At 61.6% G+C, this 24,220-nt stretch carries 17 protein-coding genes; 9 read left to right on the top strand and 8 right to left on the bottom strand.

Annotated features, from left to right (window positions below):
- Positions 1-512 precede the first annotated feature (512 nt).
- The 6 genes from CFR79_RS08310 to CFR79_RS08335 all read left to right on the top strand — a co-directional run bounded on the left by CFR79_RS08310 (position 513) and on the right by CFR79_RS08335 (position 7,489).
- Positions 513-2,813 carry a TonB-dependent receptor gene (locus tag CFR79_RS08310; RefSeq protein ID WP_110547570.1) on the top strand — a complete coding sequence of 767 codons (2,301 nt, stop codon included), beginning with the start codon at positions 513-515 and terminating at the stop codon, positions 2,811-2,813.
- A 75-nt stretch (positions 2,814-2,888) separates the two neighbouring features.
- Positions 2,889-3,599 carry a tetratricopeptide repeat protein gene (locus CFR79_RS08315; protein WP_110547601.1) on the top strand — a complete coding sequence of 237 codons (711 nt, stop codon included), beginning with the start codon at positions 2,889-2,891 and terminating at the stop codon, positions 3,597-3,599.
- A gap of 24 nt (positions 3,600-3,623) precedes the next feature.
- A complete protein-coding gene (locus CFR79_RS08320; RefSeq protein WP_110547571.1) occupies positions 3,624-4,139 on the top strand; it encodes a hypothetical protein in 516 nt (171 codons plus the stop codon).
- Positions 4,140-4,170: 31 nt separating this feature from the next.
- Positions 4,171-4,854, top strand: a complete 684-nt coding sequence (locus CFR79_RS08325) for a Fe2+-dependent dioxygenase (RefSeq protein ID WP_102324220.1) — start codon at positions 4,171-4,173, stop codon at positions 4,852-4,854.
- Between the two features lie 239 nt (positions 4,855-5,093).
- Positions 5,094-5,582, top strand: a complete 489-nt coding sequence (locus CFR79_RS08330; protein ID WP_258373476.1) for an RcnB family protein — start codon at positions 5,094-5,096, stop codon at positions 5,580-5,582.
- 542 nt (positions 5,583-6,124) lie between these two features.
- On the top strand, positions 6,125-7,489 hold the full coding sequence (locus tag CFR79_RS08335; RefSeq protein WP_110547572.1) for an Nramp family divalent metal transporter: 1,365 nt from the start codon (positions 6,125-6,127) through the stop codon (positions 7,487-7,489).
- Between the two features lie 349 nt (positions 7,490-7,838).
- On the opposite strand, the gene CFR79_RS08340 is transcribed toward CFR79_RS08335, so the two are convergent.
- The 3 genes from CFR79_RS08340 to CFR79_RS08350 form a co-directional block, all read right to left on the bottom strand.
- Positions 7,839-10,244 (bottom strand): mechanosensitive ion channel family protein, encoded by a 2,406-nt coding sequence (locus CFR79_RS08340; protein WP_408884566.1) that lies wholly within the window; start codon positions 10,242-10,244, stop codon positions 7,839-7,841.
- Positions 10,245-10,610: 366 nt separating this feature from the next.
- Entirely contained in the window at positions 10,611-11,099 is a 489-nt protein-coding gene (locus CFR79_RS08345; RefSeq protein WP_110547573.1) for a hypothetical protein, read from the bottom strand.
- A gap of 429 nt (positions 11,100-11,528) precedes the next feature.
- A complete protein-coding gene (locus CFR79_RS08350) occupies positions 11,529-11,759 on the bottom strand; it encodes a hypothetical protein (RefSeq protein WP_243705270.1) in 231 nt (76 codons plus the stop codon).
- Positions 11,760-12,028: 269 nt separating this feature from the next.
- Here CFR79_RS08350 and CFR79_RS08355 point away from each other — a divergent pair, with 269 nt between their 5' ends.
- The 3 genes from CFR79_RS08355 to CFR79_RS08365 all read left to right on the top strand — a co-directional run bounded on the left by CFR79_RS08355 (position 12,029) and on the right by CFR79_RS08365 (position 13,207).
- Positions 12,029-12,511 carry a hypothetical protein gene (locus CFR79_RS08355; RefSeq protein WP_110547574.1) on the top strand — a complete coding sequence of 161 codons (483 nt, stop codon included), beginning with the start codon at positions 12,029-12,031 and terminating at the stop codon, positions 12,509-12,511.
- Positions 12,512-12,742, top strand: coding sequence for a hypothetical protein (locus CFR79_RS08360; RefSeq protein WP_254057904.1), 231 nt, complete (start codon positions 12,512-12,514; stop codon positions 12,740-12,742).
- Between the two features lie 132 nt (positions 12,743-12,874).
- The gene (locus tag CFR79_RS08365) at positions 12,875-13,207 is read left to right on the top strand and encodes a hypothetical protein (RefSeq protein WP_110547575.1); all 333 of its coding nucleotides are present in this window, start codon (positions 12,875-12,877) and stop codon (positions 13,205-13,207) included.
- 60 nt (positions 13,208-13,267) lie between these two features.
- Here CFR79_RS08365 and treY read toward each other — a convergent pair whose 3' ends face one another.
- The 5 genes from treY to glgB are packed head-to-tail and all read right to left on the bottom strand — an operon-like array spanning position 13,268 to position 24,208.
- Positions 13,268-16,027 (bottom strand): malto-oligosyltrehalose synthase, encoded by a 2,760-nt coding sequence (treY, locus tag CFR79_RS08370; RefSeq protein WP_110547605.1) that lies wholly within the window; start codon positions 16,025-16,027, stop codon positions 13,268-13,270.
- Positions 16,020-18,089: a 4-alpha-glucanotransferase gene (malQ, locus tag CFR79_RS08375; protein WP_110547576.1), complete on the bottom strand. Its 2,070-nt coding sequence runs from the start codon at positions 18,087-18,089 to the stop codon at positions 16,020-16,022. The genes treY and malQ overlap by 8 nt, the downstream gene beginning before the upstream one ends.
- Positions 18,082-19,866: a malto-oligosyltrehalose trehalohydrolase gene (gene treZ, locus CFR79_RS08380; RefSeq protein WP_110547577.1), complete on the bottom strand. Its 1,785-nt coding sequence runs from the start codon at positions 19,864-19,866 to the stop codon at positions 18,082-18,084. Before treZ ends, malQ begins: the two co-directional genes overlap by 8 nt.
- Positions 19,863-21,992, bottom strand: a complete 2,130-nt coding sequence (glgX, locus tag CFR79_RS08385; protein WP_110547578.1) for a glycogen debranching protein GlgX — start codon at positions 21,990-21,992, stop codon at positions 19,863-19,865. Before glgX ends, treZ begins: the two co-directional genes overlap by 4 nt.
- Positions 21,989-24,208: a 1,4-alpha-glucan branching protein GlgB gene (glgB, locus tag CFR79_RS08390; protein WP_110547579.1), complete on the bottom strand. Its 2,220-nt coding sequence runs from the start codon at positions 24,206-24,208 to the stop codon at positions 21,989-21,991. Before glgB ends, glgX begins: the two co-directional genes overlap by 4 nt.
- Positions 24,209-24,220: the final 12 nt, after the last annotated feature.

Consider the following 24,220-nt stretch of genomic DNA (forward strand, 5'->3'; position numbering starts at 1 on the left):
ATTCGGGCCGTTGTTCTTACTTTTTCTGCTCCCTCACCGCTTCCCCTCTGCATCGGACAGGATACCGGAACGATTCTGGTCAGGGCCAAACGGCTTGATGGGATGATGGCTGTCCGGTTGCGGGGCTACGCTCCATGCGTCGGGAATGGCTTTTAATATTCTGCCGTAACGGTAAGCAGAGAACCCCTTTTTCGCGCCATGCCATAATCGGTTGTGGATGTGTTCTTTAGCCCTTCCCCATTTTGCGGAAGGCGTAGACCAGCGCATGGTCCTGCGGCTGTTTATAATAACAAAAACATATAAAACGGGCATTTCATTACATATCATTTCTGATTTTTGACCTAGTTTTTCTTGGGTCGGTCTATCTGTGTCAGTAATGCCACACTCGCCCTTTTCTCATGTTATAGCGAATGATTATCATTTGCTAATGCAGTTGAGAATGAATATCAAACAGCCGTCCCCTGTTAGCAATAAACGACGCGACAGCACATGCCGCGTCAGGAGAGTGGTGAATGAGTGAGACAGAACTGTCCCCATCAGCCCCGCCAGGCCGCGGGTTGCGGCTGGCGGTAGCCCTTGGCATGTCCGTTGGCCTTGGTGTGGGCGCGGAAGATGCGAATGCCGATGATGCCGCCCAGCCCGCAGCACCCGACAGCAGCATAAAACTGTCCGCCGTGCGCGTGGGCGGCCATGTGGAAGCCGGGGATGCGGACAATGAATCCGGCAATACCAATAGCGAGATCCTGCATATATCGCGCATGCCGGACAGCGTGCGTGACACGCCGCAGACCATTACCGTCGTGCCGCAGGAACTGATAAAGCAGCAGCGCGCCTTTACGCTGGATCAGGCGCTGGCGAATGTGCCGGGTATTACCCTGTCCACCGGTGAAGGGGCTGGCGGCCTGAATGGCGACCAGTTCCGCATTCGCGGCCTGCAGGCGCGACAGGACATCTATACTGATGGATTAAGGGATTTCGGCACCTATACACGCGATACGTTCAATACGGATAGTGTCGAGGTCATCAAGGGGCCTTCGGGCGAATATTTTGGCGCGGGTAATGTTGGTGGCGTCATCAACCAGAGCCAGAAACACGCCCATGCGGGCAACAGCTACAGCTATGACCAGACCTTTGGCAGCGGCCCGTTATACCGGGGTGCGGGAGATATCAATTACCAGATCAATGATGACATGGCCATTCGCGTCAATGGCATGTACAACAAGCAGGACGTGGTTGACCGCAACAACGTGTCCTCCAACCGCTACGGTGCGGCGGTGGATTTTGGCGTGGGCCTGCGTAGCCGGACCTCGTGGCATCTGACATGGCAGTGGCTGAACAGCGACAGCAAGCCTGATTACGGTGTCAGCATGATTCAGGTCAACGGCATCTACCGCCCCATTACCGAATACGGTGTGGCGCGCAATACAAGCTATACGCGCAGCTTCGATTTTGACCGCTCCAACATCCATACGCTGACCTCCGCGCTGAAATCCGACATCACGCGATGGTTCACGCTGACCAACGATACGCGGCTGAGCCTGTACGAGCGCGACTATACCGCCACCACGCCCGCCGCATGTTCGGGCGCGTGCGCCGCGGCCATCCTGGGTGGTGGCAATTACGCCCTGCCCTACGGCGCGGGTGGTGGGGCCGCGTACCGGCAGCAGGGCTGGGGCGTGCAGAACGTCATCATGGGACGTGCGCGGTTCAAGACCGGCTTTGTCCATCATGACCTGAAGGCCGGGGTGGATATCAATTACGCCAGTGATTCACGCTGGCCGGGCAGCTTTACCAACCGCACCAACAACCAGACCATCCGCAACCCGCAATATTCCTATCCGTCCACCTCCCTCACCTTTCCCGACAGCGGTTACGGCAATGCCAATGCGCGTGATCTGGGGCTGTTCCTGGCCGATCGCATCCAGTTGACCCGGCAGCTTTCCCTGTTCGGTACCGCACGGTGGGATTCATTCAGCAGTTCGTATTACAGCCGCTCGACCGCAAGCCAGGGGCGCGCGGAACAGAAATCTGATCGCTGGAGCCCGTCGGGCAGCATCATGTATTCGCCGCTGAAGACAACGTCCTTCTACTTCACCTTCGCGCGGTCGTACAAACCCGTTGGCACCGATGTGTCCTCCCTTGTCACAATCAAGCCGCAGGCGGGCGATGTGGCGCAGAAGGGTGTCAACCTGTCACCACAGCGCAGCGACCTGTTTGAAGTGGGCAACAAGACGGACTTCTTCCACAAACGTCTTGGCACCACGGTTGCGTTCTTCCAGATCAGCGAAAACAATTCGCAGTATTATGATGTCAATGGCGATCTGGAAACCGGCTTTGCGGATTCCGGCAGTGGCCGCCGCATTCGTGGCGTGGAACTGAGCGCCAATGGCAAGATCACGCGCGACTGGCAGGTATTTGCTTCCTATTCCTACATGGATGGCCGGGTGACGCACAGCAACACCGGCGACAACGGCAAGGTCGCCCCCCAGGTGCCGCATAACAACATGTCGGTATGGAGTTCGTATGACCTGTCCCACCTGCTGCTGCGTCCCGACTGGGGAAGCCTGAAGGTTGGTGGTGGCGCACAGTATTCATCGGGCTACTGGGCCGGGCCGGATACGACCAATACGGCACGCATGCCCTATACTTTCAACCTCAATGGCATGGTTTCGTGGGATTACCGTCATTACCGCGTATCGTTCAACGCCAATAACATTACCAACCGGCTTAATTACGCCTCCTCCTTCTCCGGGTCGCGTGCGGTTCCTTCTCCCGGTCGCTACTTCATGGGTAATATTGGCGTAACATTCTGAAACCCATAAAGTTTTGATTTATTGTCCCCTGCCCTTCATTGTCCTGACAACAACCGTGCCCCCATGACCGAAGACATGAAACGTGCAAATAAAAACAGCACAACACACGACACGACCGGCAATGCGCCGTGTGAGCCGGTGGCGCTGGTGGATGTTCAGCTCATGCTGGGGCAGGTCCATCTGAACAACGGCAACATGGCGGATGCCTTCAGCATGTTCGAGGTCGCGGCCCGCAGTGGTGATCCGCGCGCCCTGAACATGCTGGGCCGCGCGTTTGAACGTGGCTGGAGCGTATCGCGCAACCCGGCCACTGCCGCCATGTATTTTGCACAGGCGGCACGGTGCGGCGATGGCTGGGCCATGTTCAACCTTGCCGATCTGTATCTGGCGGGCGACGGTGTGGCCGCTGATCCGCACCGGGCCTGCGCCCTGTATGTGGCGGCGGCGCGTAACGGGGTGGCCAAGGCATTCAACATGCTGGGCATCATGGTGGAAGACGGCGTGATGCCCCATGCGCAGGTGGATGCGGCCGCCACATTTTTTCATGCCGCCGCCATGGCCGGTGACTGCTGGGGGTGTCTCAATCTGGGGCGTGTCCATCTTGCAGCGCGGGACGTGCCCGCAGCACTGACATGGCTGGAAAAGGCGCTTGAACTGGGTTTTGCGGACGTATTCCGTGCGGTCGAAACCCTTCTGGCCGGGTCTGACGACCCGCGCCTGCGTCGTGTGGCACAGGATGCGCGCAGGCGGTTATGTGACGGCACGCATTCCAGACCAGCAGCATAAAGCGATAACAGGACAGCATTACATATGAACCGCTTCGTAAAAAAATACGCGACCCCGTTTGTTACGGGTTTCTTTGTCATTTCCGCCGTTTCGGGCACGGCCCTGTTCTTTCACTGGCAGCCCGGCCTGTTCCATTCCATGCATGCCTGGCTGAGCATGGTGCTGCTTGTGCCGTTCGTGCTGCATATGTGGCGTAACTGGCCGCAGTTTCTTGGATATTTCCGCAGCCGGACCATGCTGGTGGCCTGTGGGATTTCGGTGCTGGCGGCTGTGGCTTTCATGGTCACGACCGGGCATCGTGGCGGCAATCCGGCGCAGCGTCTGTTTCCCATCCTGACGCATGCCCCGCTGACCGCTCTGGCGCCCCTGCTGCATGCCACGCCGGATGAACTGGCCGCGCGGTTGACCCATACGGGATATGCCGTGCGCTCCACTGACGAAACACTGGATGAAATCGCTTCCGCCGCCGGACAGAAATCCAACGATGTCCTGCTGAAGATCCTGCCGCAGCATGGCGGTGGTGGTGGAAGGCACCGATAATGCTGTTTTACCCAAAGACGCGGAACATATCATGCTGATCCATATTGCCGGGGTGCTGAGTGCGGCGGAAGTGGCTTACTGTCGCGCCCTGCTGGAAAAATCGCAGTGGGTCGATGGCAGGGTTACGGCGGGCGACCAGTCCGCCAAGGCCAAATTCAACCTCCAGATCCCGCAGGACAGTGCGGAGGGACGCGAGCTGGCCGATCTGGTCCTGCAGGCATTGGGACGGAACGCGCTGTTCAACAGTGCTGCCCTGCCGCTGCGTGTCTTTCCGCCGCTGTTCAACCGTTATGATGCGGGCATGTGTTTCAATACCCATGTGGACAATGCCATCCGTCCCCTGCCCGGCACGGGGTTCCGGTTCCGCACCGATGTATCATCCACCCTGTTCCTGAGCGAACTTGATGAATATGACGGCGGTGAACTGATTATTCAGGACACGTATGGCACCCAGAAAATACGCTGCCCGGCGGGGGACATGGTGCTTTATCCCGCAAGCAGCCTGCATAGCGTGAGCACGGTTACACGGGGCAGTCGCTGGGCATCCTTTTTCTGGTCGCAGTCCATGGTGCGCGACGATACGCAACGCACGCTGCTGTATCAGTTTGATCGCTCGATTATCGAAACGCGCCAGTCCCTGCCCGACGACCATCCGGCCGTACTGGGTCTGACAGCCACGTACCACAACCTGATCCGCCGGTGGGCGGAGCTGTAAGGCGTAATACCCCCTGCAACCGGGAAGTGTGCCAGTGCGTTACCGCGCAGAAGGACCGTGCCTGCCGCCCGCGCAATGCAGGCGTATGGTCCGGCAATCCAGCAGACAGGGGAAGATACCGGATTTCCATTGCTACGTAATAACCTGCACCGGAAGCGACGTTACGTAATGCGCGGACCCACGCATAAAAAAGCCGTTATTTCCGGGCATGGTAAGATCATTGTTTTTCAGGATTGTAGATGCCTTTCTCAATGAAGCTGCATATTGAATTCGGACTGGAACGATACATGAAAACCACATCCCTCATCGCTATGGGGACAGCCTGCCTGCTGGGCATGGCATCACCTTCCTACGCCCAGCAGGGGCCGAATGGACCTGGCGGCCCCGGTGGTCCCGGTGGCGGCGGACCGCAGGGCCAGCAGCATGGGCCGCAACAGGGACCGCGTGGTGGTGGTGGACATGGCCGTCCCATGCGTAATGCGCCCCCATCCCGTGGCGGTTACGACAATGTTGACATGAACCGGGTATGGCATCGGGGCGACCGTTACGATGGTCCGCGCAACAGTCGCTGGGTTGTCAATAACTGGCAGTCCTATCGCGGTCTTTCCGCCCCGCCGCCGGGTTATCAGTGGATGCGTTACGGTAACCAGTACCTGCTTACGGCCGTGGCGACCGGCGTGATTGCCGGTGTGGTCAGCGCCACGATCGCGTCCCCGATGATGCGGTGACAAAAGCATCATCCTTTTACGTTTTCGATACGCTGTGACACCATCGGCTTTGCCGGTCATATCGTGAATGAAATGGGCGCTGGGGGGCGAACGTGAAACGGCAGCATCCCCCGGCGTCCGGCCGGTTTTCCGGGATGGGCAGGTATTTCATATCCCCATACTGAACCGGGGTATTCCTGCAAGGCATGGATGATGCCCAACGGACCGGTTTTGTGTGTGCCCCTTTTGGAAAGGAGCACTGAAGCCAATTTTTCTGCATGACTTCACATGCCCGTTGTGTATGTGCCTTTCTAGGCATTTATACCTATAAATAATAGTGTTGTATTTTTCTATACAATATCATAACTGTGCATATGTAGTGAATTATTATAAAATACACAATAAATATTCATAATATTAAAAATTACAGTGTGGTCTGTTGCTTTCGATAATATTCCTTTGGGCTTCCTGTCACGTCAGACTTTCAACAGGCTGATAAAATTTCCTTACACCATTCAATATAGCATATTGCATATTTGTGGGGGATGGGATTGAGTAACCTTATGTCACGCCCTGAACCCGCCCTGTCCCCTACCCCAAAATCCGCATGGCGTTTCGCCAGTGATGCGCAGGCCGACACCAACAGCCTGCCCGGCGCATTCGCCAGCGTGCAGGTTCCCGGTGCCGGTGCATCATGGCTGCGGCGGTTCCTTGCCTTTGTGGGGCCGGGTTACATGGTTTCCGTGGGGTATATGGACCCCGGTAACTGGGCGACGGATCTGCAGGGTGGGGCGCAGTTTGGCTATACGCTGCTTACCGTCATTCTGCTGTCGAACTTCATGGCGATCATCCTGCAGTCGCTTGCGGCCCGTCTGGGCATTGCAACGGGGCGCGATCTGGCACAGGCATGTCGGGACCATTTCCCGCCTGCCGTCAATATCGTGCTGTGGCTGGCCTGCGAACTGGCCATTATTGCCTGCGACCTGGCGGAAGTGATCGGCACGGCGGTCGCCCTGCACCTTCTGTTTGACATACCGCTGCTGGCGGGGGCCATCATTTCCGCGCTGGATGCCTTTCTGGCGTTATATCTCATGAACCGGGGCTTCCGTTATCTGGAAGCGTTCGTCATCGGCCTGCTTGCGACTGTTGCCCTATGCTTCGCGGTGGAGGTCGTGGCGGCACAGCCCCCGGTGGCGGCCATACTGAAGGGTTTTCTTCCCTCCACCGAAATCATGACCAACAGCCAGATGCTCTATATTGCAATCGGCATCATCGGGGCGACGGTCATGCCCCATAACCTCTATCTTCATTCATCCATCGTCCAGACGCGCGCGTTCGAACGTACGTCGTCCGGCCGCAGGGAGGCGATCCGCTGGGCCACATGGGACAGCACCATCGCCCTTATGCTGGCGCTGTTCATCAATGCCGCAATCCTGATTGTGGCCGCCGCCGCCTTTCACACATCGGGTCATCAGGACATAGCGGAAATCGAGGATGCGTATCGCCTGCTTTCCCCCCTTCTGGGCCTTGGCGTGGCGTCTACCCTGTTTGCCGTCGCCCTGCTGGCGGCAGGCACCAATTCCACCGTGACCGGCACGCTGGCGGGTCAGATCATTATGGAAGGTTTCCTGCGTCTGACCATTCCGCACTGGGCACGGCGACTGCTTACGCGCGGGCTGGCGATCATTCCGGTGGTGGCCGTTACGGCGCTGTATGGCAACCGGGGCGTGGGGGAACTGCTTCTGCTCAGTCAGGTGGTCCTGTCCATGCAACTGCCATTCGCGGTTATTCCGCTGCTTATGTTCGTGACCGACCGGGGCAAGATGGGGGAATTCGTGATCTCCCGCCGCATGACCGTGCTGGCATGGGCGGTGGCGATCATCATTCTGCTGCTGAATGGCAAACTGCTGTTTGATGCAATTGCCTGAAGCTGCGGGAATGCTGCGTCTCTTCAGGGCATAAGATAATCCATTCAGCGTCTGCCATGGCTTTGGGTTGTGATGCCGCTTCAGCGCAATTGTGGATTGCTTTTGGCCCTTCCGAACGGGCTGGCCGGAAACGGGCATGTGTGCCTGCAAGTTATCAAGGAGCTTTTGGTGTGATGCCGACCCTTCCCTGTCAGCGAAGCACTGACCATCGAACTGCGCCTTGCCGCAAGGTGGCTGCTGGGTAACCAGCGGGTACGGACCGCGCCTTCTGGCTGCTCGCCCGTTATGGGATGAGCGAACAGCCATGCGTGTCACAAGAATGCAAAGACGGAGGTGGGTAACGCCCTTTCTACGCCTTTGCCTGTGGTGTTGCGCTGTCTGGCCGCGTGGGGGTTATGTTGACGTGCAATCCATCGTCGCCGGGGCCGTTCCCCAGCAGGTTGAGGAAACTGGGTACCGGGAACCTGATGCCTTCTTCATTCATGCGTACCGCAACACGGGCATAATATTCCCGGTAGACGGTCCATTTTGATCCCGGTGCCGTGCGGACGGAGCCAAGGAAGCGCGCGCCATTGCCGTCCGCCTGCTCTATGCCCAGAAATGAAAACCCGGACATGATAAGATGGCCAAAGCGCGGGGTCTGGCGCATCTTTTCCAGCTCTTCGTGAAATATATCGGTAAGCTGCTTCGTATCCTGCGTCAGATCGATCATGAGATCGACAACGACCAGATTATAATCGCGGGAGGTATTGGCGATGGACGATACCTCCGAAAACGGGATGATATGCAGGTCCCCATTGATCGAACGCAACCGCAGCGTGCGGATGGACAGATGTTCCACCGTGCCCGATATGCCCCCGGCAGTAACCCAGTCGCCCACCTGGATCGCATTTTCCACCAGCATGAAGAAGCCGGTGATGAAGTCCTTGACCAGACTCTGCGCGCCAAAGGCGATCGCCGCGCCCATGATACCCGCGCCGGTCAGCAGCGGTGCGACATTGATGCCGATCTGGGACAGCGTCGTGACCGCCACGATAATGATGATGACGGCCAGCAGCACGGTCTTGATAATGGGCAGCACCGTGCGCAGGCGGCTGGCGCGTCCTTCCTGTGACGAGTTTTCAAAGTGTGTGATCTGCCGTTCAAGGGCGGCGTTTGCGACCTCCCATATCAGGATGGCGACCGTATAGGCGACAATCATGGACAGGATCGCGCCAATGATTTTCGGTCCCAGCCGTCCATAGAAAAAGAAATGGATGGCAGGTAGGCCAAGCGCCTGGAAAAACAGGATCGTGGTCGTGAAAAACAGCAGGAAAGACAGTAGCTTGCGCGATGCCGGGTAATAGTAGTCAACCCGCGCCTGTAACCCCGGATAGCGGGCTTCCAGCGCGGGCGAGATGTGGAACAGCCGGTTCTGCAGGTTATACAGCACGACGGATACCACGCGCGACAGGATCACCACGGCGGTAGTCAGGATGACCGTGCGGATGATCCACGCATACCCCCCCTGAATATGGGTCGCCCAGATCAGCCACAACGCGAAGTTGAAGAACATTGCCGGAATCCACCACAGGTAGACCATCCGGCCCATAAACATCCAGAACGGCTGCTTGCGCAGGCGTGCGGGTGGTTGCAGGCTTAGCGCGACATGGGCGCGCACACGCCATGTAAACAGGGCCACCAGCACATGTTCAACCAGCACCACGCTGCGGATGATCGCCTCCGTCCCGCGCGCGGGCATGTCAAACACCCCGCCCAGCGTGGAAAGGCACACCACAACCGATGGCGCGGCCACCAGAAAGTTCAGCCAGCGCGTGACCATGAACGCGGTCTGGTTACTTGCGCTGCAAAGCCGGATGGCGGGCGAATGGGGAACGAACAGTGTTTCCATCAACAGATAGACAACGCGCGCGACGACATAAGCGTTGGTCAGGGTGATCGTGACCATTTCCGCCTGATGGGTGGTGGTCAGCAGATAGGCGAAACTGGACCCCAGTGCGAAGAACAGGCCGACGGGCAGCAGTTTGATCAGCAGGTGCAGCAGTGAAAAGGGAATGCGGGCCAGCAGGCGCAATGTGGCGTGCTGTGCCTGCATGTCGTGCTGCTGGGCCTGCTGGGCAAGCTGTTCGTCGCTTGCCTGCGTCGGGCCGGTTGCAGGCGGTGGCGCGTCAGGCTGCGCCGGGGTGGACGCATCGGGCAGGTTCAGGCGACGTTCGGTCGCAACCGCCCGTTCCGTCACTTTCAGCAGCGGCCTGCGCAGCAGCATGGAAAAACCACGTTCCGCCGCCAGCGCCAGTAACAGGATCAGCGTGGCCCGCCCCACGGCATCCAGCAGGATCGAACGTGACTGCGGGTCGGCAAAAATCGTATGGGTCCAGTGCGCCACGAACACCAGATCGCCAAACAGGGCCACAAAATGCTGTGCCTGCACCAACAGTCTGGACCGCAGCGATGTCACGTCCTGCACCAGATCGCTGCCAAGGCTGTCTGGCTGGACTGATACTTCATCCGCCTTTGCCGGGGCCGTGGCGTGCGGTGTGGGTGCCGCGACCGGGGCGGTGGTCGGCAACTGTGCGGCGATGGCAGCAAGGGTATTCTGGAATTCCGCGCGTTTTGCCGGGTCATTGATGACGTCCAGCACCTGTCGGGCCTGTTCTTGGGTCATGCCCTGCGCCGGTTGCGTATCCGCCGCCCTGGCGTGGCCCGACAGGGTTGCGGTACAGAACAGCAGTAATCCGAAAATGGCTATGCGCATCATGACCATCGGGCTGGTCAACCGGCCTGCCCCCGTCTGGCAGGTATTCGTAAAATGGCGCATTCCTTGATATTCCGTCCCGACTGCTGAAATCTGCCCCATGCAATGTAAATCCGGCATGCCGACATGCCATTCCATACGGGGCATCCAGTTTATCGCAGACAGGGCCGCAAAAGCGCAGATCGCGGGAAGCCGATCTGATATGCAATAAAATGCTCTACCGTTTTCTGATATTCTTTAAATATCTGTATTTTACTGGTATGTATTGGTTGGTTGAAATAAGATATATGTATAAATTATATATATGCTTATTTCATTATTTTATGAATAAATGATCGGGAGAACACCAGCCGGAGACCGCTGGTGTCATGAAGGGCGGGATGGTCCCGACGAAGATGTCGGGGTGTTCGCATGTTTCTTCAGCAGCGGTATGGCGTCGGGGCTGTTTTCCAGCGCACGTTCCAGCAGTTCTCGTCCCAGCGCCCGCAGGGCAAGTGGATGCAGCGTGTCCACCGTGGCTGTCAGGTCGTGACGTTCCGTATCGCTCAGTCCGGTATCGGTAGCGACGCGCTGGCGCAGCCTGTCGATCGCATCGGGCGCGTTGAGTGTAAGGTGCATTTCATCCTTGCGCTCCAGATAGGCGCGACCCGCATCGGTCAGGGTGGTGTCGCCCGTGATCTGGAAGCTGCTGCCTGAAATGCTGACCCCGCCCTTGCACAGTCCCTGCAATTCAAGGTCGAGCAGGTTGCGGGCGCATTGCGTCGCATCCGTGCCAGTGGGCGGGGCCAGATTGGCCGCTCCTCCGTTTTCGGCCATGCGGCGAAGCATCGCGTCCTGCAGGTCACGATCAATCACGTCAGCTCCTCCATTCTGATCAGGTGGCTATGGTGGGCTGGCAGTGCAGTGCAGACAACCTGCCGGATCGGGAATACGGTTATGCACAAGCAGTCTTAATGTAATTACCGACTACAGGACGTGAAACGGATATTCGGGTCCGGCATCCCTTCCATACGGCAACGATCCCGACACGGCTCCTCCGGCTGATGGAAAGAAGCGGATAGTTCGGTTCCATCCGGTGACGCCAGAACAGAAACGCCCCCTGCCGGATCTGGCAGGGGGCGTGGGTATAAAAAAGGCCGGTTGTTCCGATGCGCGTCGATCAGCTCCACACTCTGTGCGTGAAGCGGTAATGACCCCTGCCCCCATTACCGGATGGAGTATGCGCGGACCCGCTGCCCGCGCAGGGCATCGGTGCGTCCGCCGATCCGGTGCAGGCTGCCAGTGCTACATGCACTCCCGACCGTGGGAAACGGTCAGTGCATGCGCTGCAAGGAACCGGAACTGCGCCTGCTCCTCGGGGAAGGCCGGGATGCCTTCCAGCGCGTGCGCGGTCTTGTGGTAACGGTGCATGCTGCCCACGCGCCGCCAGGGGCGGTCGGGGTGCTGTTTTTTCCACAGGCTGATCGCCCGGGTTTCCAGTTCCTGATTGTTCACTTCATGATCTGACGGTGTCATGTCCATCTCCCTGTGCATCCGCGATTGGGGTGTTGGAACGGTCACGAGTTATGTATCTGGATATTGTGGTGGCATGGCCCCTGCATCGAACGTCGCAGTCTAACATAAGTTGCGGTCGACCGGATGGTTTTCATGGCCCGCCACCGTACAAAAAAGTGCTGAAGGCGGCCTCCTGCACTTTTGGAATGAAAAATAACATTTCGTGACAGGATTATCGAACCCTCCCCCCATTACAGTGCCGCCAGTATTTTTCATGCGCAGGCCACCAGATGATTTTTGTACCCCGCGGGCATATCCGTGCCGCGACCCTGTTCAGTTTCGTTCTGCCCATGGCGCTTGCCGCCTGTCATAACCGCCCCGGTGGGGAGGTGTGTCGTCGTGTCCCCCTGCCCCATGACGCCGCAGTCGCCGATGTGGACCATGGGATACATGGCAGTGTTACTTCCGGCTTCGGCGTGGGTGGTGGTCCCGGCATGATGGGCGGGGGTATGATGCCCGGTGGCGGCATGGCCGGGAATGGCCTGTTCAATCGGGGCATGATGGATAATGGCATGGCGGGTGAGTACGGGCCGCCCGATGGAATGGATATGCACAGGGGCGGCCCGCCGGAGCATGAACGCATGGTCAGCCGGTGCCCGCCACCGGGTCCGTCGCGCGGGCATGGGCCGGATCATGATGGTCCGGGCAGTGCCACGGTGGACCATCATGAGAGTGTCGATGTCTCAAAAATCCGTATCGGCAATTCCGATTAGATGACGGGCGACATGCGCAGGCTGCTGATGGTTGGGGGCTGCCTATTCCTTTTGTGCGGCTGCGCGGCCCATCGGTCCCAGCCCGATGATGACCTGGCCATGGACGAAGCAGATAACGGGCCACCACCCGGCGATGGCCAGCACGGCGGCGGCAGGGGTGGTGGTCAGGGCATCTGGTCCGACGTGCTGCATACCGCGATGCAGGCGGGCATGGGCCTGATCCACCATTGATCCGCTGCCGGACGGCAATCATGTAACATGAACAATATATAATCCGGATAATACATAAATGTTGTATCCAGACACAGTTGCGACACATGCGCAGCGTATAAAGGGTGCCGTATCCCCCATGGAGAAGACCCTATGCCCGCGAAGCCCGCTTTTTTAGGGGCCATCATGCTGCTTGCCGCCCTGTGTACTCCACCTGTGGCACAGGCGCACACGCATCGCATCAATCTGCTGGTCGGTTCGCACCACATGCAGAACCAGCAGCATATCAGTTCCCCATACGGGACCATATCAGGCCATCATATCGCCCAGTCGAAGGACAGTGGGGCCTATGCCGGGATCGAAGCCAAATGCGAAGCACTGTCCGGTACGGGGACGTATATGAGCAGCACCACCATCGGCATCAGCCGTGTCTCCCATCGCAACTATTTCCGCGACTGCATGCTTCGTAACGGCGCGTGGCAATAGGTCCATAGCCTTTGCCGGGTGGTCAGACAGGCGTTACCCGCCCCACGTCTTTCCATCCTGTTAGATCTTCAGACGTCCTGATGTATTCGCATCGTGGATGAGGCAGACAAGCGGCACGTTTCCACGCTCGAACGGGCGGGTGATCCGCTGCGGCACGTCGCCCAGCAGGCTGTGCCACTGCGCCCCCTCTGCCGACATGGCAAGCGAAAGCCCCATCTCCCGCCCCAGCGCCAGCGTGTCGGCACCGGGCCGCATTGCCAGCGGCAGCCGGGGGGCCACGACAAGAAGGCGCAGCGGGCCATGCCGCCGGATGAAGGCGATGGCATGGTCCCGGTCCGGTCCGTTGAGGGTGACGGGTTCATACGTGCCGCGTGCGAACAGGTCGGGATATTGCTGGCGGAATGACAGGATGCGGCGGATCAGGTCCTGCTTGACGCGGCCCGTGCGCCATGTGGCGGCAGCGGCGCTGAAACGGGTGGACTGTTCCAGCAGGGCGGCGCGGTGGAGGAAATCTGGCGGTGTGCGGTTATCGGGATCAACCAGACTGAAATCCCACAGGTCGCATCCCTGATACAGGTCAGGCACCCCCGGCGTGGTCAGCCGCAGCAGGGTCTGTGACAGCCCGTTCAGGGCACCGGCGGGGGCGATGCGGGCGACAAGGGATTCCATCTGGTGCAGGAAATCCCCGGATATGGCGGGGTCCAGCAGCCGCGTGGCAAAGGCTGCGCAGGCGTCTTCATACGCCACGTCCGGGTCGATCCAGCCTGTATGGCGCTTGGCTTCACGCAGGGCCTTGGTCTGCCACCCAAGGATACGGTCACGAAAATGCTGTCGGGCCGTCCCGTTGGCAAAGGGTTCCAGCGGCCATGCGCCGACCAGTGTCTGGTACAGCATGATCTCATCCACGCGGTCCGGCCCGGCGGTGTCAGTCGCGCCATTACGGACGAACCAGCCCTGCACCGTGGTTTCCCACTCCCCCGCCATTTCGCTCAGGACCATGAGGCGCGCGCGCGCATCTTCCCCCCGTTTGTGATCATGCGTCGCCGTGGCCAGCAATGCGTCGGGATAATGGCGCAGGCGGTCGGCACAGCGGGCATGAAAACCTGCGACCGGCATGGACAGCGTGCCGGGGTCGGCCCCCACCTCGTTACGCGAAAGCAGGCGGCCATAACGGTAGAACGCCGTATCTTCCAGCGATTTGGCGGCCAGAGGCGCGGTCAGGTGCTCGAACGCCTGCTGTGCCCTGCGCACGCATACCGGGGGCGCATGTTCGGGGCGGGCGCTCAGTACGCGCATCATGTTTTCCAGCGCGCGGCCCTGATCCTGGTCCAGACACGGCATGGCCGCCGCACGGGCGGCGTTCAGGGCTGTTACGTCGGCGGTATGGTCCTGCACCGCCTCATCCCCGAAATAGGTGCGGTAGGGCCGGAAGTGCATCAGCAGGGTTTTCAGCGCGGCCTGCATGTCATCCGTTTTGCAGATGTCGCCCCGGTGGCGCAGGGCCGCGTCCAGCAGGCTGACAAGGCGGTTAAATTCGGCGGCGAAACTGTGGTCAAGCAGATGCGCCCGCGCAGTCCTGACCATCGGTTCAAGAGCCTGAGCATCCCCGTCGCATGCCGCCCACAGCCGCTCCAGCGCATCCGTACCCGCCGGGTCATGCAGCACGGCGGCCACCTGATCCATGAAATCATAGCCTGTCGTCCCGTCAACCGGCCATGCGGCGGGCAGTTGCTCGTCCGGCAACAGGATCTTTTCAACGTAAATCACGGCGCCCGGCAGTGCGCTGTCCGGTCGCAGGCGCGACAGGCGGCCAAGGCGCTCGCGCAGGCGCTGGCAGTAGGCGGCAGGCGCGCTCAGCCCGTCTACGTGATCGACCCGCACCCCATCGATCAGCCCGCGCCGGTACAGCGAAAAGACATAGGCATGCACCGCGTCAAACACGCTTTCACGTTCGACGCTCAGGCTGACAAGGCCGGTAATGTCGAAAAACCGCCGCCAGTTGATCCGTGTGGTCGCCGTGCGCCACCATGCCAGCCGCCATGGCTGGTGTTCCAGCACGGCGGCAAGACGTGTGCGTGCCGCGTTACCTGTCGCGTTATGCAGGCTGGTGACGCGGGCAATGGCGCTACGCCCTTCAGCTGTTGCCGCCCACTGGCGCAGGGTAATCAGGGCCGCCTGCGCTTCCGCCCCCGGCCCGCCGCGCATGGCCAGCGTGGTAAAATTGGCCAGTACCTGCCCCGGTGCCCTGACCCCAGCCAGAAGGCCGCCATATCCCGTGGGGCACAGGGGAAAGCGATGGTTGTGGTGGTGGATGAAAAACAGTCCGCTGGGTACGTCATACTGCATGGCAAGCGCGCCCGCCGCCAGCGCCTCGGCCAAGGGACGGTCCAGAAAGGGCAGCAGCACCCGCCCCCGCAGGTCGGGATCGGGCACGGTCCAGTCAATATCGAACCAGTCAGCATGGGGCGACGCCCGCCCCCATGTCAGCACATCCATCCACCATGGATTGTGGTCATCGGTCGCCATGTGGTTGGGCACGATATCAAGCAGCAGGCCCATGCCGTGCGCGTGCAGCCGGCTGCTCAGGTTCATAAGGGCGATCTCCCCGCCCAGAGCGGGATCGATGCGGTCATAGGCTACCGTATCGTAACCATGCGTGGAACCGGGACAGGCCACCAGCAGCGGGGATGCGTACAGGTGGCTTATGCCAAGGCGGGCAAACTGCGGCACAAGGGCGGTTGCGTCATCCAGCGTCATGCGCCCACGAAACTGCAGGCGGGCGGTGGCGCGGATCAGGGACGGGACAACAGGTTCAGGCATGACCACGCTCCGCCCGCAGCCGGTTGACGCGCCTGCGGGCATCGGCGCCGCTCAGCAGGGTCGCGGTCATGCCCGCGTACCGCCGGCGCCAGTTGGGGTGGCCCGTGGTCGTGCCCGGCAGGTTGGGCTGTTCGGCAAGTCCCAGCAGGTCTTCCAGCGCAATGATACCCAGCGGGCACGGTGTGGCGGCCACGAAGCCGATGGCGTCATCCACCACCTGCCGTGCGCCCGCAACGGTGGCCGGGGGCTTTTCGGCCACCCGCTTTCCGCCAGCCGTGCCGCGCGCGGCGGACAGGGCGGACCACAGCGCCGTACGGTCGTTTTCCCGCTCCGCGCGCTGGGTGTCGGCGGTGGTGCCGGGGGCGAACTGGTTCAGTTGCGCGCGCCAGTCTATATCGACCCCCTGCCACCATCCAGCCACGGTCGGCAGGTCATGCGTGGTGGTGAAGGCGGCGGAACCGGGGGACCATGCGACGGGCGGCCTGAACGCGCCGTGGGATGTGCGTTCAAAAAACAGCACGTTCATCCCCATCACGCCGCGTTGCTGCGCGGCCTTGCGGAAGCTGGCGGTGACAGTGCCCAGATCCTCCCCGATCACCACGGCGCGCGCGCGCTCGGCCTCAAGGGCGACAAGGGGCAGCAGGTCGGACAGGGGAAAGGACAGGTAAGCCCCCTCCGCTGACGAACCGCCCTGCGGTATGACCCATAACCGTTCCAGCCCCATCACATGGTCGATGCGCAGCCCGCCGCCATGGGCGAAACCGGCGCGTAGTGTTTCGATAAAGGCGCGATAACCCGTGGCGCGCAGTCCGGCGGGGGAAAACGTGGTCAGTCCCCAGTCCTGCCCCAGCGGGCTGAGGGCGTCTGGCGGTGCCCCGATGGATGCGCCGGTCAGGAACTCCTCCTGCCGTGCCCAGCATTCGCTGCCCGTGGGATCGATGCCTACCGCCATGTCCGCGATGATACCCACCCGCATGCCCGATGCCCGCGCGGTATGGCACGCCTGCGCCAGACTGCGTGCGGCCAGCCACTGCACGAAGACGTGGAAGCCCACATCATGGGCGAATTCGGCGGCGAAGCGGGCAACCTCCGGGCTGGCGGGCTGGCGCATGGCCACGGGCCACCGTCGCCAGTCGCCCCCGCGCGCGCCATAGGTGGCGAAATGGGCATGCAGGGTTTCAAATATGGCGTGGCGTTCCAGCGCCGTGCCGCCCGCCGCCCGGAAGGCGGCCAGTTCGGCAGGCGGCTGGGATGCGACCCGGTCTTCATACAGGCGGCGCAGAAGCTGGTAACGGTAACCGGATGCCGCCGCCCAGTCGATCAGGGGGGTGGTTTCCAGATTTTTCAGGGCATCGACATAGGCCCTGCCCCCTTTCTGCATTGCGGCCTGCACGGTGGCGGTGTCGAACACGGCATGCGGATCGGCCAGCAGGGCATTGAGGAACAGCCGGGTGGAAGGCGAATATGGACTGTACTGTCCCGGCCGTGCCGCGAACATGGCATGGGCGGGACTTATGGCCAGCGCATCCGCGCCGCGTGCGCCCGCCAGGCGTGCAAGGGTTGCGACGGCGCCAAAATGGCCAATGCCGCCATCACCGGGCATGCGCAACCCGTATGTCTGGGCCCCCACGCCCCATATGCGTGCGTTCTCCGTTCCCGTAATGGTGTTTATGGTGGGGCATGACGCGGGGGCCACCGCCAGCCGGGTGGCATGAGGACCGATTTCAAGCTGGTGATAGCCGTGAACCGTCAGGGCGGGCAGCGCGGGCTTGCCGCGTATCTGCCGCAGGCTGCCCTCCAGCCGCTCGCCATTTTCCAGCGTGATGCGGAACGGGCTGGACTGCATGCCCTCCGGCAGGGGGAGCGGTGTGGGCCGCCCGGCTATGGCCACGATCATGGCGGGCAGGCCGGTGCCGGTCGCGCGGCCGCCCATGCTTTCAACAACATTCAGAAGGCGGCTGAGATTCTCGCCGGGCACCTGCTGGACCCGCCCGGCGGTATCGCGCCAGCGTACGCTCAGACCGGCCCTGCGGGCGCGCTCGATAAGGGTGCGGTCAGTCATTTTGCGCCTCGGTCAGGCAGGCCAGAACGGCATGGGGCGGCAGGGTGGTGGAAGACAGATCCGCGCCGGGGGGGAACTGCGCATGCAGGCACCGTCCCTGTGGCGCATGCGGCAGGATTACCGGGCTGTCCGCAAGGTTGAGCGCTATGGTCAGTACTGCGCCATCGCCCATCCGCCACCGCGCGCATACGGCCCCTGCCCCCACTGCATCCGCCCCGATGGCCCGCGCGCCGGACAGGCGGGGCACGATTTCGTCATGGCGTATCGTCAGCAGTTCGTGGATCAGCACATTCCATGCCCTATGTTCGGGCATGTCGCGTTCCGCCGCCGGGGGGCAGGATGCGGCAAAGGTTTCCGGGGCGTTGGGGTCGGGTATGGTGTGCTGTGCCTCCTCCGACGCGAAATGGGAAAAACCGGCGAATTCCTTCCGCCGTCCCTCGCGCACGATGCGGCCCAGTTCCGGTGCATGGCTGGTGAAAAACAGGAACGGCTGGCGCGAACCCCAGTCCTCCCCCATGAACAGGAGCGGTATCTGCGGACACAGTAGCAGCAGCCCGTACGCCGCGCGCAGCGCCTGCGGCGGGGCCAGCGCAACAAGACGTTCGCCCAGCGCCCGGTTGCCAATCTGGTCATGGTTCTGCAGGAAGATGATGAAGCGTTCGGGCGGCAGATCGATGCTGGGGCTACCGCGTGGCTTATGGGTTACGGGGGAGATATCACCCTGAAAGGCAAAGCCTTCCCCCAGCACGCGGGCCAGCGCCCCTGCCGGATTTGATACGAAATTGCCGTAATAGCCTTCATGCTCATGGGTCAGCAGCACATGCAGCGCGTTATGGGCGTCATCATTCCATTGCGCGCGATACCCTGCGCGGAGCAGGCCGGCGTCATTATTTTCATTTTCCAGTATCAGGTGAACATGCCGCCCGCGCTCGGTCCGGGCGCGGATGCGTGCGGGTAGCTGTTCCAGCCAGCTTCGTTCCGTAATGGCCTGCACCGCATCAAGCCGCAGCCCGTCGAAGCGGAATTCCATAAGCCAGTACAGTGCGTTATCGAGGAAATAGTCCTGCACCGCCGTAATCCGGAAATCGATGGCCGCCCCCCACGGCGTATGCAGGTCGTTGCGGAAGAAGGGTGCCGCATAGACCGGCAGGTAGTTCCCGTCCGGGCCGAAGTGATTGTACACCACATCAAGAAACACCATGAGGCCAAGTCCATGCGCCTGATCGATCAGCGCCTTGAGCGCATCGGGCGACCCATGGGCGGATTCCGGCGCATAGGGCAGCACGCCGTCATAGCCCCAGTTACGGCCCCCCGGTATTTCCGACAGCGGCATGAGTTCGATGGCCGTGACGCCAAGGGCGCGGATGCGCGGCAGGTCGCGCGCAACCCCCGCATAACCGCCCATGACGCCCACATGCACTTCGTAAATGACCGTCTCGTGCCACGGGCGGCCCCGCCATGCCCCATGCCGCCAGTCATAGGATGCGGGATCGACGACGGCACTTGGCCCATGCACGTCATCGGGCTGGTAGCATGAAACGGGGTCCGGCACCGCAAGGTCGGGTGTTACGCGGTAGCGGTAGCGCGTGCCCGCCCCGCAGGCCAGCACGCATTCAAACCACCCCTCCCCGCCCTTTCGCGCCATGGGAAGCGGGGGATGCCCCTCGGCTTCCAGCACCACGCCGGCGGATGACGGCGCCCACAGGCGAAAGCGCGTATGCCCCGCATCCAGCAGCGTCGCCCCCGCCCGCTTTTCGTAGTGGAAATGCGTGTTCATGGCGTGTGCCCTTCGATTGCGGATGCGTCGGGCATGACCGACAGCAGCAGCACCCCATGCGCGGGCACCACAATGTCCTGCGCATCGTCCGCCAGCGTTCTTTCCGGCGCTTCGGGGCGGGTGGTGTCCAGCAGCAGCGTCCATTTTCCCGCGGGCGTGGGCAGGCGGGCCGTGATGTCCTCCCCCCCTGCATTGAGCAGCGTATAGGTAATATCGAATATGCCATCGGTGATATTGACCGCCCGGCGCACGCCAAGGAAATGGAACGCGCCGTCATTCCACTGGTCCACGCCCATGAGGTTTCCGTCATGGCTGAACCAGCTTATGTCCGGAATGTCGGGCAGCGGCCTGTGGCGGCCGTGCATGTAGCGTGCCGAGCGCAGGGAGGGATGGACCACGCGCAGGGCCGAAAGGCGGCTGACAAACGTTGTCATGGCTTCCCCCGCCGGGCTGCGGGCGCGGTTCCAGTCCAGCCAGCTTGTGGCGTTGTCCTGACAGTAGGCGTTGTTGTTGCCATTCTGCGTCTGGCCGAACTCATCGCCCGCCAGCAGCATTGGCGTGCCGTGCGACAGCAGCAGCGTCGCCATCATCGCGCGCTGGACCCGCCCGCGCAGTTCAAGGATGGCGGGATCGTCGGTCGGACCTTCCACGCCCCAGTTGGCGCTGTAGTTCTCCGCGTGCCCGTCCTGCCCGTTTTCCCTGTTCGCCCCGTTATGGCGTTCGGCGTAGCTGACGGTATCTTCCAGCGTGAAACCGTCATGCGCGGTGACGAGGTTGATTGAACTCCACGGCCTGCGCCCGCGCCGGTCCAGCAGGTCGCCCGATCCCGCGATGCGTGCGGCCATGTCGCCCTGCTGCATCGGATCGCCGCGCCAGAAGCGGCGCGTGGTATCACGGAAACGGTCGTTCCATTCGGCAAAACCGGGCGGGAAATTGCCAAGCTGGTAGCCGCCAGGGCCCGGGTCCCACGGTTCGGCGATCAGCTTGCGGTCCGACAGGACCGGGTCCTGGACGATCGCATCGAAAAACCCGGCCCCCTGATCGAACCCGTACGGTTCGCGCCCCAGCACGGGGGCAAGGTCGAAGCGGAAGCCGTCCACATGGAAGGATTCCGCCCAGTAGCGCAGGCTGTCCAGCACCATCTGCAACACGCGCGGATGGGACAGGTTGAGCGTGTTGCCGCAGCCGGTATCGTTGATCAGGTGGCGTTCGTTGCCCGGCACCAGATGGTAATACGATGCGTTGTCCAGCCCGCGATAGCACAGGGTCGGCCCCTGCTCGCTGCCTTCGCAGGTGTGGTTGTAGACCACGTCCATCACCACCTCGATCCCCGCCCGGTGCAGCCGCCGGATGGCGGTGCGCAGTTCATGGGCGGACCCGTTGACCAGATAGCCATCATGCGGCACAAAAAACGCCAGCGTGTTGTAGCCCCAGTAATTGGTCAGGCCATTTTCCAGCAGGCTGCGTTCGGGCATGAAATACTGCAACGGCATGAGTTCGAGCGTGGTGATGCCGGTGCGGCGCAGGTGGTCGATCATCTCTGGCGCGCCAAGGGCCTGAATGGTGCCCGGCTGCCACTGTCCCGCCATCGCGCGTCGCCGGGTCAGGCCACGGACATGGGCTTCCATGATGACCGTCTCATCCCACGGGATGCACGGGCGGCTGTCATCGCCCCATTCATAGGCATCGTTCACCACCACGCATCGCGGCATGGTGGGGCCGCTGTCGCGTCGGTCGAATGACAGGTCGGCGCGGGGGGAATGCAGGCGGTAGCCAAACTGGGTATCGGATGGAATCAGCGCCCCGCTCAGGCAACGGGCATAGGGGTCGATCAGCAGCTTGTGCGGGTTGAAACGGTGGCCATTGGCCGGGTCGTACGGACCAAAGGCACGCAGGCCGTATAATAGGCCGGGTTCGGCATCGGGCAGGTAGCCGTGCCAGACCTCATCCGTATATTCAGGCAGGCGGAAGCGCACGATCTCGCGCCGGTCACGCGGGTCGAATATACAGACATCCATCTGCTGCGCATGGGCGGAAAACACGGCGAAGTTGACGCCCATCCCGTCCCAGTGGGCACCAAGCGGCGTGGGGCTGCCCGGTGAGAGCGAAGGCGGAAAGCGCATCATGCCCCTTCCCCCACCGGTTGCAGGTAAAGCGCTGCCAGCGGTGGCAGCGTCAGCACGCATGAATAGGGGTGGCCATGGGCCGCCTGATCCGTCGCCATGGCGTGACCGCCATTGCCCACCCCGCTGCCGCCATAGGCGGTGGCGTCGGAATTGAGGCATTCGCGCCACTGCCCGCCCACCGGCACGCCCACGCGGTAATCATGGCGGATGACGGGGGTGAGGTTGAGCACCACCAGAACCGGCGCATGACCGGGGGCAAGGCGCAGCCATGCCAGCACCGTATTGGTCGTGTCATCGCCCACGACCCATGCGAAGCCTGAGGGTTCGCAGTCGCGCGCATGCAATGCGGGCAGTGTTGCGTAAAGGCGGTTCAGATCGGAAACCAGCCCCAGCATCCCGGCCTTGAGCGGGTTTTCAAGGGTATGCCATTCCGGTTCGCCCGCATGGGACCATTCGCCTTCCTGCGCGAACTCGCTGCCCATGAACAGGAGCTTCTTGCCCGGATGCGCCCACATGAAGGCATAATAGACGCGCAGGCTGGCATGGCGCTGCCATTGATCGCCGGGCATGCGCGCCAGCAGCGAACCCTTGCCGTGCGTGACTTCATCATGCGACAGGCACAGGATGAAACGTTCGCTGAAAGCGTAGTACAACCCGAACAGGATTTCCGACAGGTGGTAGCCACGCCACAGCGGATCGCGCGCGATGAAATGCAGGCTGTCATGCATCCAGCCCATGTTCCATTTGTACGAAAAGCCAAGCCCTCCCTGCGCGACCGGATGGGTGACGCCGGGCCACGCGGTTGATTCCTCGGCAATCGTCATGGCGTCGGGGATGGTGGCGTGGATGGTTTCGTTAAGCTGGCGCAGGAAGGCCACGGCTTCCAGATTTTCGCGGCCGCCATGGATGTTGGGTATCCATTCCCCTTCCCTGCGGCTGTAGTCGCGGTACAGCATGGACGCCACGGCATCGACACGCAGGCCGTCGATATGAAACCGTTCCAGCCACATGAGCGCGCTTGCAATCAGGAAGCCGCGCACCTCATGGCGGCCGAAATTGTAGATATGGGTGTTCCAGTCGCGGTGTACGCCCTCACGCGGGTCCTGGTGTTCATACAGCGCGCAGCCGTCAAAACTTATCAGCCCATGCACGTCGTTGGGGAAATGGGCGGGCACCCAGTCCAGTATCACCCCGATGCGGGCCTGATGACACGCATCCACAAACCCCGCGAAATCCGCCGGTGTTCCATGCCGGGCGGAGGGGGCAAACAGCCCGAGCGGCTGGTAACCCCATGACCCGCCAAAAGGATATTCCATCACCGGCATGAGTTCGACATGCGTGAAGCCTGCGGCGTGGATATAGGGGATCAGTTCCTGAGCCAGTTCGCGCCATGAAATATCACGGTCGGGATCGCCGCCCGGTCGCCGCCATGACGGGACATGCAGTTCGTATATCGAGATCGGGGCCTCGGGCACCTGCCATCCCGCGCGGCTGCCCATCCATTCCCCGTCATGCCATGTAAACGCATCGGCCGACGCCACCACGGATGCCGTGGCGGGCGGACGTTCGGCAAAACGGGCGAACGGGTCGGCGCGCTGTGGCAGGATGCGCCCGTCACGCGCCATGATCTCGAACTTGTACCGCTCGCCTACCCCCAGTCCCGGAATGAACAGTTCCCATATTCCCGCCGCATGGCGCAGGCGCATCGGGTGGCGCTTGCCATCCCAGAAATTGAAATCGCCAATGACCGAAACCCGCCGCGCATTGGGCGCCCATACGGCAAAGCGCACGCCCGCCGTCCCGTCGATCGTCATGGGCTGCGCGCCCATTACGCGGTCAAGCTGGTGGTGCCTGCCTTCGGCGAACAGGTAGAGGTCCATATCGCCCAGCAGCAGGCCGAAGGAATAGGGATCGGCGGTTTCCTCCGCCGCGTCGGCCCAGAAAATCTTCAGGTGATAGCGCGCGCCCGCGGGGATGGTGCCGATATGCAGGCCGGTATCGCCCATGCGCCGCATCGGGCGTTCGACCGCGGAGCCGCGCGGGCGTTCAACCACCAGACGCACCCGTGCCGCATCATGATACAGCACGCGGATGACATCGACCTTGCCCATGTTATGGCGGCCAAGGATGGAAAACGGGTCGGCGCAGCGGCCATGTATGAGGTCATCGACACCTTCGGGAAGGGCATAGTGGGCTTCATCCTGTCTGATCCTCATACACCTCGGCCT

Source organism: Komagataeibacter saccharivorans, assembly GCF_003207825.1.
Lineage (GTDB): Bacteria > Pseudomonadota > Alphaproteobacteria > Acetobacterales > Acetobacteraceae > Komagataeibacter > Komagataeibacter saccharivorans.

Excerpts from the sequence above, each read along its gene's own strand:
- CFR79_RS08330 (WP_258373476.1), top strand. The coding sequence starts at position 5,094 with ATGCCTTTCTCAATGAAGCTGCATATTGAATTCGGACTGGAACGATAC.
- CFR79_RS08310 (WP_110547570.1), top strand. The coding sequence starts at position 513 with ATGAGTGAGACAGAACTGTCCCCATCAGCCCCGCCAGGCCGCGGGTTG.
- CFR79_RS08360 (WP_254057904.1), top strand. The coding sequence starts at position 12,512 with ATGACGGGCGACATGCGCAGGCTGCTGATGGTTGGGGGCTGCCTATTC.
- treY (WP_110547605.1), bottom strand. The coding sequence starts at position 16,027 with ATGCCTGAACCTGTTGTCCCGTCCCTGATCCGCGCCACCGCCCGCCTG.
- CFR79_RS08365 (WP_110547575.1), top strand. The coding sequence starts at position 12,875 with ATGCCCGCGAAGCCCGCTTTTTTAGGGGCCATCATGCTGCTTGCCGCC.
- malQ (WP_110547576.1), bottom strand. The coding sequence starts at position 18,089 with ATGACTGACCGCACCCTTATCGAGCGCGCCCGCAGGGCCGGTCTGAGC.
- CFR79_RS08355 (WP_110547574.1), top strand. The coding sequence starts at position 12,029 with ATGATTTTTGTACCCCGCGGGCATATCCGTGCCGCGACCCTGTTCAGT.
- CFR79_RS08350 (WP_243705270.1), bottom strand. The coding sequence starts at position 11,759 with ATGACACCGTCAGATCATGAAGTGAACAATCAGGAACTGGAAACCCGG.
- CFR79_RS08315 (WP_110547601.1), top strand. The coding sequence starts at position 2,889 with ATGAAACGTGCAAATAAAAACAGCACAACACACGACACGACCGGCAAT.
- CFR79_RS08320 (WP_110547571.1), top strand. The coding sequence starts at position 3,624 with ATGAACCGCTTCGTAAAAAAATACGCGACCCCGTTTGTTACGGGTTTC.
- treZ (WP_110547577.1), bottom strand. The coding sequence starts at position 19,866 with ATGAACACGCATTTCCACTACGAAAAGCGGGCGGGGGCGACGCTGCTG.
- CFR79_RS08340 (WP_408884566.1), bottom strand. The coding sequence starts at position 10,244 with ATGCGCATAGCCATTTTCGGATTACTGCTGTTCTGTACCGCAACCCTG.
- glgB (WP_110547579.1), bottom strand. The coding sequence starts at position 24,208 with ATGAGGATCAGACAGGATGAAGCCCACTATGCCCTTCCCGAAGGTGTC.
- CFR79_RS08335 (WP_110547572.1), top strand. The coding sequence starts at position 6,125 with ATGTCACGCCCTGAACCCGCCCTGTCCCCTACCCCAAAATCCGCATGG.
- CFR79_RS08325 (WP_102324220.1), top strand. The coding sequence starts at position 4,171 with ATGCTGATCCATATTGCCGGGGTGCTGAGTGCGGCGGAAGTGGCTTAC.
- glgX (WP_110547578.1), bottom strand. The coding sequence starts at position 21,992 with ATGATGCGCTTTCCGCCTTCGCTCTCACCGGGCAGCCCCACGCCGCTT.